This is a genomic window from Saccharopolyspora shandongensis (assembly GCF_900106995.1).
Classification (GTDB): domain Bacteria; phylum Actinomycetota; class Actinomycetes; order Mycobacteriales; family Pseudonocardiaceae; genus Saccharopolyspora; species Saccharopolyspora shandongensis.
In genome coordinates this window covers 30,825-39,031 of record NZ_FNOK01000030.1, presented here as the reverse complement: position 1 = coordinate 39,031, position 8,207 = coordinate 30,825, and the positions used below count along the sequence as shown (strand labels likewise).

Annotated in this window: 5 protein-coding genes; all 5 read right to left on the bottom strand. The window is 72.0% G+C overall.

All coding sequences use genetic code 11. The features are described 5' to 3' along the window. Positions 1 to 96: 96 nt before the first annotated feature. Genes BLW84_RS27355 through eccB form a run of 5 tightly spaced genes read right to left on the bottom strand, consistent with a single transcriptional unit; the run spans position 97 to position 8,201 of the window. The gene (locus BLW84_RS27355; protein WP_093270820.1) at positions 97 to 537 is read right to left on the bottom strand and encodes a hypothetical protein; all 441 of its coding nucleotides are present in this window, start codon (positions 535 to 537) and stop codon (positions 97 to 99) included. Positions 538 to 544: 7 nt separating this feature from the next. Beyond that, entirely contained in the window at positions 545 to 949 is a 405-nt protein-coding gene (locus BLW84_RS27350) for a YbaB/EbfC family nucleoid-associated protein (protein WP_093270817.1), read from the bottom strand. 49 nt (positions 950 to 998) lie between these two features. After that, the gene (locus tag BLW84_RS27345; RefSeq protein ID WP_093270887.1) at positions 999 to 4,313 is read right to left on the bottom strand and encodes a right-handed parallel beta-helix repeat-containing protein; all 3,315 of its coding nucleotides are present in this window, start codon (positions 4,311 to 4,313) and stop codon (positions 999 to 1,001) included. A 16-nt stretch (positions 4,314 to 4,329) separates the two neighbouring features. Further along, entirely contained in the window at positions 4,330 to 6,858 is a 2,529-nt protein-coding gene (locus tag BLW84_RS27340; RefSeq protein ID WP_093270815.1) for a hypothetical protein, read from the bottom strand. A gap of 5 nt (positions 6,859 to 6,863) precedes the next feature. Further along, a complete protein-coding gene (gene eccB, locus BLW84_RS27335) occupies positions 6,864 to 8,201 on the bottom strand; it encodes a type VII secretion protein EccB (protein ID WP_093270812.1) in 1,338 nt (445 codons plus the stop codon). Between the last annotated feature and the right edge of the window lie 6 nt (positions 8,202 to 8,207).

Below are 8,207 nucleotides of genomic sequence, written 5' to 3'. Positions count from 1 at the left end.
CGCCAACGCCGGTCACCCCCAGCGGGGCTGCAGGAGCCCGGCCGGGACAACAGCCCCAACCGGGCTCCCGCACAACTCACGACATCGATCCCTTCGCTACCGGCGACCGTGGTGGTTGCCGCCGCCGTTGCCCCCGCCGCCGGACGAGGTGTTCGGGCCGTCTGCGGACGGGCCGTCGACCTTCCCGAAACCGTTGGGCGTCATGTTCTTCACGGAGTTGCCGACCGAATTCGCGATGTCCTCGGCATCTTTGTGCGCAGCCCGGTAGATGGCCGCCATGACGTCCACGGCGTTCGCGGTGGTCCAGGTGTTGGCCGGGATGTCCCGGGCGCCGTCCTCCCAGTCGCCGACGTCCTTGGACCACTTGGCGAAGAACTCGCGGCCGTTCTTGTCATCGCCGAACACCGCGGGGTCGGTCAGGTTGCCGACCAGGTCGTACATCCGCGCGAAGACCTGCTCCTGCCGGCGGGCCTGCGCCCTGAGCTGCTCGGCGGCCAGTTTCAGGCCGGGCTGGTTCACCCACGACACGTCGCTCATCGACGGCTCACTTCCCCTCGTTCAGCGCGCGGAGGAAGACGCTGTCCTCGGGGTCGTCGGGGAAGAACCGGTCCACGTCGATCTTGCCGGGTTCCGCGCCGCGCATCGACATGCCCTCGGGCATCATCGGTTCCACCAGGCCGATCATCTCCTCCCGCGCCTGCTGCTGGGCCTTCCTGACGGTGTCGCGCACCGCGTTCGCGAGTTCCGCGGGAGCCATGTTCTTGTAGGCGTTGGTCGGGAACGCGATCGCGGTCACCTGGCCGTGGATGTCGACGGTCGCCGAGACGGCATTGCGCGGCGCGGTGGCCGTCGACGACTTCTCGGTCATCTTCTCCTGCAGGGACTGCAGGTTCTCGCGGTTGCGCCGGTAGTCGGCGAGTACCTGTTCGAGCTTGTCTTGGAAGGACATGGGGATTCCTCATCGGGAACTGGTCGGATGCTGATGGACGTGCCGCCGGTCAACCCACGGAAACCAACCCCTGGTCGGCCTGGGTTCCCCGCACCGCGGCCGGCGGCAGGTCCGCCACGGCGAGCGTGCGGGACGCGGCCGTCCGGGCCAGCCTGCGGGCGAGCTCGCGCGCCGGGTGGACGGTGTCGCGATCGGCGGTGCCGGCCAATCGCGCGGCCACCGCTTCGCGCACCTCGTCGGGCACTTCGTGGCCGCGCCTGAGGAGGTCGCGCACGGCGAGCCCGGCCAGTTCGTCCACTGAGTACGGTTCGAGGTCCCATCCCTGCAGGAAGCAGTCCGCGAGCGGCCGAACCTGCTGGAACAGCGGCACGAGCCGGTCGGGTTCGCCGATCAGGACGACCGCGGGATCCCCCGCCTGGCGCTGCATCAGGGCGACCATCGCCTCCGCGACCTCGGTTGCGTGGTCGGGTTCCAGGTCGCCGTCGACGTCGATGACGAGAACGCCGCCCTCGGCGTCCTCGAACGCGGTCCGCACCAGGCTTTCCGCCTGCCCCGGCCAGTGCGGCAGCAGATCGGTGGCCGCCGACGTCCGGACCACGTGCCCGACCCGCACCAGCTGGAGTTCCGACAGCGCCTGTGCGTACAACCGGGCGATCGCGGAGCGGCCGCTGCCGCGTGTGCCGCCGATCACGACGTTCGCCGCGGCACCGAGCGCCTGGTTGTTCCGCTTGGCGGTCATCAGGCGCACCAGGTTCGAGCCCGCCGCCTCCCGGACCACCGCCTGGCCGATCAGCTCCTGCAAACGCTTCCAGCCGAGACCGGCCTGCACGGCCGTCGCGGGATCCAGCTCGTCGCGGGCGACCGCAGGTGCGCCGCCGGAGTTCGACCGGAGCTGGTCGATTTCGGCTTCGAGATCGGCCGCGGTCAGGCGGTTCATCTCGGATTCCTTCGACGGCGGTGCGATGGCCAGCCTGGACGCCTGGTTGTTCACCATCGCCTCGAACAGCTTGCGCGCCACGCGGCCGTTGCCGAAGGTCGAGTTCTTCGGCACCCGGTCGAAGTACTCGGTGAGCGCCTGCAGCCCGTCCTCGGTGAGCTCGTAGTAGTGCTTGCGGCACAGGTTGGTGGTGATCGTGACCAGCTCGTCGACGCTGTAGTTCGGGAACTCGATGGTGCGGGTGAACCGGGACGCGAGGCCGGGGTTGGAGTCCAGGAACTGCCCGATCTGCTCGGAGTAGCCCGCCACGATGACCACCAGTTCGTCGCGGTGGTCCTCCATGATCTTCATCAGCGCGTCGATGGCCTCCTGCCCGAAGTCCGGGCCGGACCCGCCGGTCTGGGCCGACAGCGTGTACGCCTCGTCGATGAACAGCACTCCGCCGATGGCCTTCGTGACCACCTCGGTGGTCTTGATCGCCGTCGAACCGACGTACTGCCCGACGAGGTCCGCCCGCGCCACCTCGATCATGTGGCCCTTGCTCAGCACGCCGAGTTCGGCGAGCACGGTGCCGTAGAGCCGGGCGACGGTGGTCTTGCCGGTGCCGGGCGGGCCGGCGAACACCAGGTGCCTGCTCATCGGCGGCATCGGCAGTCCCATCTCCTTGCGAAGCTGGGACATCTTGATGAGGTTGATCAGCGCGGTGACTTCCTGCTTGACCCCGGCGAGGCCGACCAGGCCGCTCAGCTCCGCCAGCGGGCCCGACAGCGCCTCGTCCGGCGCGGCCTCCTGCTGCGGGGCGGGTTCCGCCGCGCTGCGGTCGGCCGCGCGTTCCCCGACCGCGGCGGCGACGGACGCGGGCCGCTCGTCGCGCACCGCAGCCGGTTCCTCGATCGTGACCCGGTCCGCGCCGAAGCGGCGGATGTCGACGCCCCGGTTGTCCTGCGCGGTGCACCGGCTGAGCAGCACCGGCTCGGCGGTGTCCAGGCTGATGCCGTCCTCCGCGCTGCCCACCACCTCGCAGGCCGTCAGCGTGCCGCCGGCCCCGGCGGCGAAGTTCACGCCCGTGCGCTTCGCGGACCGCACCCGGCACCTGGTGAGCGCCGCCACCACCCCGGAGCGCAGGTCCACGCCGTGGCCCTCGGCGCCGACGATCTCGCTATCCTGCATGGAAAGCCGGGAATCCGACAGGCGCAGGCCGCCGCCGCGCATGAGCAGCGACGTCAAGGTGGCGTGCACGCCGCCGTCGAACACGATCGCCGCCTCCGCCGTGGAGGCGATCCGCATGTCCGAGGACTCCACAGTGGATTCCCCGGACGCGTCCAGGGCCGGGTGCGCGGCCGAGTCGATCTCGGTGTCGGACAACCGGATCACGCTCTTGCCCACGACGACGAGGCCGGGCGCGGAGCTCCCCGCCGCCCGCAATCCGGTGAACACCGGCTTGGACTCCGCCGCCACGTGCACGCCGGTCTGGGTGATCCCGGTCAGCGCGGTCCGGTCGAACCGCGGCGAGCTCCCCTCGTCCACGGCGATGCCGACCGGCGACTCACCGATCTCGCAGTCCGCGAACCGCGGCGCGGAAGCCCCGTTGACCTGGATCGCGTTGCGCCCGACGCCGCGGAACACGCAGCCGGTGAACACCGGTTCGGAAGCACCGGCGATGTGGGCGGACTGCACCGCCGCGCCGTGGAACTCCGAATCCGAGATGGACACCTCGCCCTGGCTCATGAGGTACAGGTCGACGTTCTCGCTGCCGGTCACGGTGAGCTGGGACAGCGACAGGTTGCCCTGCTGCTCGGCCACGACGGCCGGTTTCGCGGCGCCGGTGATGCCGCATTGCTCGGCCTGGACCGAGCCGGTGCCGTTGACGCATATCCCGTTGCCCTGCGGCCGGGTGATCGCGCAGCGGCGCAGCACCACGGACCCGCGGTCGGTCGCGACCACCGCGGAGGACCCGGCATCGGCGATCTCGGTGTCCTCGATCGTGCTGACCGAAGGCGAGGTCGTCACGACGGCCGCGCCCGCGCGGCTGGTCACCCTGCAGCCGCGCAACGCGACCGCTCCGGTGCCGCGCGCGTAGATCGTCGCCCACGACGCGCCGCCGACCTCGCAATGGTCGAAGGCCACCTCGCCGCGCACCACGTCGACCGCGGCGAGGTCGGTGTCCTCGCTGGTCAGGTCGAGTCCGTTGAGCTGCACGGCCTCCGCGCTCGCGACGAGCACGCTGCCCTGCTTCGCCACCACCTCGACGGTGCCCGCGCCGGCCTCGGCGCTGAGCGTGACGAGCTTGCTGATGACGAGGTTCTCCTCGTAGCGGCCCGGCGCGATGGTGATCATCGCGCCGGGGAGGGCGCTGCCGAGCGCGGCGCCGATAGACGCGAACGCGCCGGGCTTGTCCCCGGCAACGGTGAGCAGCTGACGATTCATCGGTTCACCCATCCCCTCACGCCAGGCCGGGCAGTGCGCCGAAGCGATCCGCCGCGGCGGCGTCGACCTGGACCTGCGATCCGCCGCCCGCCCACTGCTCCAGCTGCCTGCGCAGGGAGTTCAGCGCGAGCTCGTCGAGCGAGATCCGGTTCGGATCCACCCGGCCGTCGGCGTCGATCTCGGCCGCGGCCAGCTCCCGCAGCAGGATCCGGCCCCGGGCGCCGTCCTGCTCGGGCTCGGCCAGCTCCAGCACCTTGAAACTGCTGCCGGGCACGAACAGCACGCGCTCGGCGACGCCGCCGTCGGTTTCCAGCAGCCGCGTGCGCCGACCGGTCATCGACCACACCAGAACGTCCGCGGTGTCCTCGCCGCCTGCGGGTGGTTCGGTCAGCGCGTGCAGGAATCCCCATTCCGTGACCAGCTTGTGGCTGCGGAAGAGCTCCCACTGGCCGGGCGTGGGTGTCGCGGTGAACACGGCGGGGCCGCGATGCGTGGGCAGCCTGCTCAGCCCGGACACGACGCAGCGGGCCAGCGGGACGTGCGGGCCGACCTCCGCGGTGCGCAGCGCGTCGTCGACGGCCTTGCCGCGGGCGGTCAGGTAGAGCTGCACGGCGACCGCGTCGGTGAGCACGTCGGCCGAGGATCGCGTCAGGGCTCCCTGGAAGCCCGGGTGCTCGGACAGGACGCGAGCGACGGAGTTCGACATCGTGCCGAACTCGGCGTTCAGCGTGCGGCGCAGCCACGCGCGTTCGTCCTCGATACCGCGCTCGGGCAACGAGCCGGTCGCATCGGGCGTCGGCACGGGCTGCAGCCGCGCGACGGCCGGCAGCGGCTCGGGAACCTCTTGTGCGGCCACGGGCTCTTCCGCCGGTTCGGCGGTGTCGGCGGCTGGCAGCGGCTCGTTCGGCGCCGCAGGAGCGGACGCGAAGGTCGGCAGCGGCGCGTCGACCGGAGCCGGCGCTTCGGCGGGAGAAGCAGACTCGTCGGCCGGAAGGGCTGATGGCGCCGGAAGTTCCACCGGCGCAAGCGAATCCGGCACTGCGGGCCCGGTGACGACGACCGGTTCCGCGGCCAGCCGGACGTCCTGTTGGTGCGACGGCGACTCCTCCGCCGACGGCCGCACCGCCGGGCCCGCCACCGGGCGGATCACCGCCGTCATCTCGGCGGCCGCGGGCGCCGGCTCAACCGGCACCGGCATCTTCTCGGTCGCCGCCTCCGCGAAGCGCTCGCTGGACGGCTTGGTGTCCGCGACACCGGACGCCGCCCGCGGGAGGGCCGGTCTGACCTGGGTCTCGGCGAGCAACGACCGAGCGCCGATCACCTGGCTCAGGTGGCGCACCGAGTTGCTGAGCCGCTGCGCGAGTTCGCCCGCGAGGTACTCCATGCGGGACAGGTCGTCCTGGGACTCCGCGTCGAACATCAGGACATGGGCGTCCGGGACCGCCGGGATCGACCGGATCGCGTCGAGACCGGCCGTCTCGGCTGGCGGGCGGACGAGCAGCCCGGCCTGGACGACCTCCACCACGGCGTCGACCGAAAGCCAGTAGACGCCGGGCGAAACCTCCCGGCCGCCGAGGACGGGCACGCGGTGGCTCAGCACGGTCGGTGCCCCGACCGGCGCGTCCGCCGCCGCGCGCGGCCGGTAGGCCAGCTCGCGGGCGTAGGTGTGCCAGCCGGGGCTGCCGTCCGTGCGCACGGTGAAGATCTCGGGGGCGACGGCGGGGCCGACCGGCATGCCCGCGTAGAACACGACCTCCTGGCCGGCGGCGTCGGCGATGACCTGCCCCAGCACGCCTCGCGGCACCGACATCGGCCCGTACTGGACGAAGCGCACCCGCCGCCGCACGCTCTCCGGCAGCACCCGCCAGACCAGCGCGATGTCGTCCTGGCCGAGCGGCACCCCACCGGGGCTGCCGAGGACCACGGTGAGGTACTCGGGCTGGCACGGCATGGTCTCGATCAGCCGGGCCCGGTTCGCCCGCAGCTGCGGGTCGTCGCCGATGGGCCGGATCCACACGCCGCCCGGCAGCTGCTCGGCAAGACCGCGCGCGCTGGTCGGGAAGTTCTCGGGGACCACGGCCCCGTCCCACGCGGGCCGGGGGAAGCGCTTCGCCTCCCACTTCGGCGGGCGGCCGGGGCTGCACCGCACCCACCCGCTGCCCTGCCCGGAATGCACGAACAGCGAACCGCCCGCGCCCTGGACGACCAGGCCGTCGGGAACGAGCACGGTGCGCTTGAGCCGCTCCGCCAGCCAGTGCCCGGCCAGGGCCGTGGTCTCGCGCGACCGCGCGCCGATCACCAGGCGCACTCCGCGCCTGCTCCTGGGCAACGCCCGCGCGACCGACTCCCACATCGAGATCGGGGAGCTGGCGGGCAGGTCGATCACGACGAGGTCGTTCTCGGTGTCCGGGGCCACGGTCATCGCGAGGTTGCGCGCCGCCTTCGTCATGTTGCCCGCCGGGTAGACCACCAGGGCGTTCCCGATGGTGTGCCTGACCAGGCCCGCGCCGTCGCCGGCCGGCCTGCCCAGGGTCGCGATCGCCATCGCCGTCATCCTCCCTGCTCTACGACCACAGCGGCGCGGCTCAGCACCGGCCCCGTCGGGATCGTGGACAGCACCTCGGTGCGCATCGGTACCGGCTGCACACCACCCAGGCCGAGCGCCTGGAGAGAGTCGTTGTCGGGGATCAGGAACCGCTTGCCGCGGTCGCTGATCAGGTACCTGGTCGGCTCGTCCTGCCCGTTGGGCACGGGTAGCTCGGCCACCAGCACGCCGTGGCTCGGCGGCAGCAGAGCCCCCGCCGCGGCGACCGGTGGCCACTTCTCGGCGCCGGGCACCGCGACCACCGACGTGGTGATCTCCGCGCCGCGGCCGGTCCGCTTGAGGCACACCTGCCCCTCGGTCGCGGACAGCGGCCGCTTCCCGGCGAGGTCCGGGAGGCGGGTCAGCATCGAGTCGTCGGGCGCGAACGGCGCCGCCAGCACCGACTGGGCATCGATCGTCACCGGAGCCTTCCCCGACTTAGCCTCCAGCAGGGCGAACTCGGTGGCGGACAACGGCACCAAGCCGCCGTTCACCAGCACGTAGTGCTGCTCGATCCCGTTGCCGGGCTGGTGGACGAACAGGTCGCCGATCCGATGTGGACTCCCGGCCACCTTCGGGCCCGGCCCGCCTGACCCGGGGATCTCCGCCGCGACGAGCGCTGGACCCTCCGGGACCAGGCCTAGCCACACCTCCGGCACGGTCAGCGGCAGCGTCGAGCCGAGCCCGAGCACCACCAGGGAGTCCACATCGGACACCCGGTGCTTGACGCCTCGCCAGATCAGGAAGGTCTTGCCGTCGGTCGTCCGCACCGGCGCGTAGAAGTCGTCGGGCACGGCGCCGTTCGGCACGGCGGAGTCGAAGTTCACGCTCATGCCGGGGGCGGCGCTGGGGCAGAGCAGCCACGGACCGGGCATCAGCTCGTCCGGCCTCGGCACGGTGTCCGGGGCTCCCGCGATGCCCACCTGGGGCCCGCGCGGCAGCTCGGCGAGCGAGCTGCGGGAGATCAACGTGATCTTCGAGCCGGGGCCCTGCACCAGCATCGCCGACGCCTGGTTCGGCGTCGGCAGCAGCCTGCCGCCGAGGAAGACGTACCGGGAACCGGACTCCCGCTCGACGAGGATGGCGCCCTTCTGCTGCCACGCGGTGTTGCCGCCGGGCACGATCAGCCCGTAGACGCCGAAACCGATCACCATCAGCAGCGCGATCAAGGCGCCGGCGATCAACCCCGTCCGGCCTCGCCGGGTCGGCAGTTCCGCGTTGCTCGGATCGCCGACCAGCAGCGCCGTCGTCATCCGCTGCATCAGGAACTGGTAGGCGTGGACGTGGTCCTTCTGCGTCTGCATCGACTG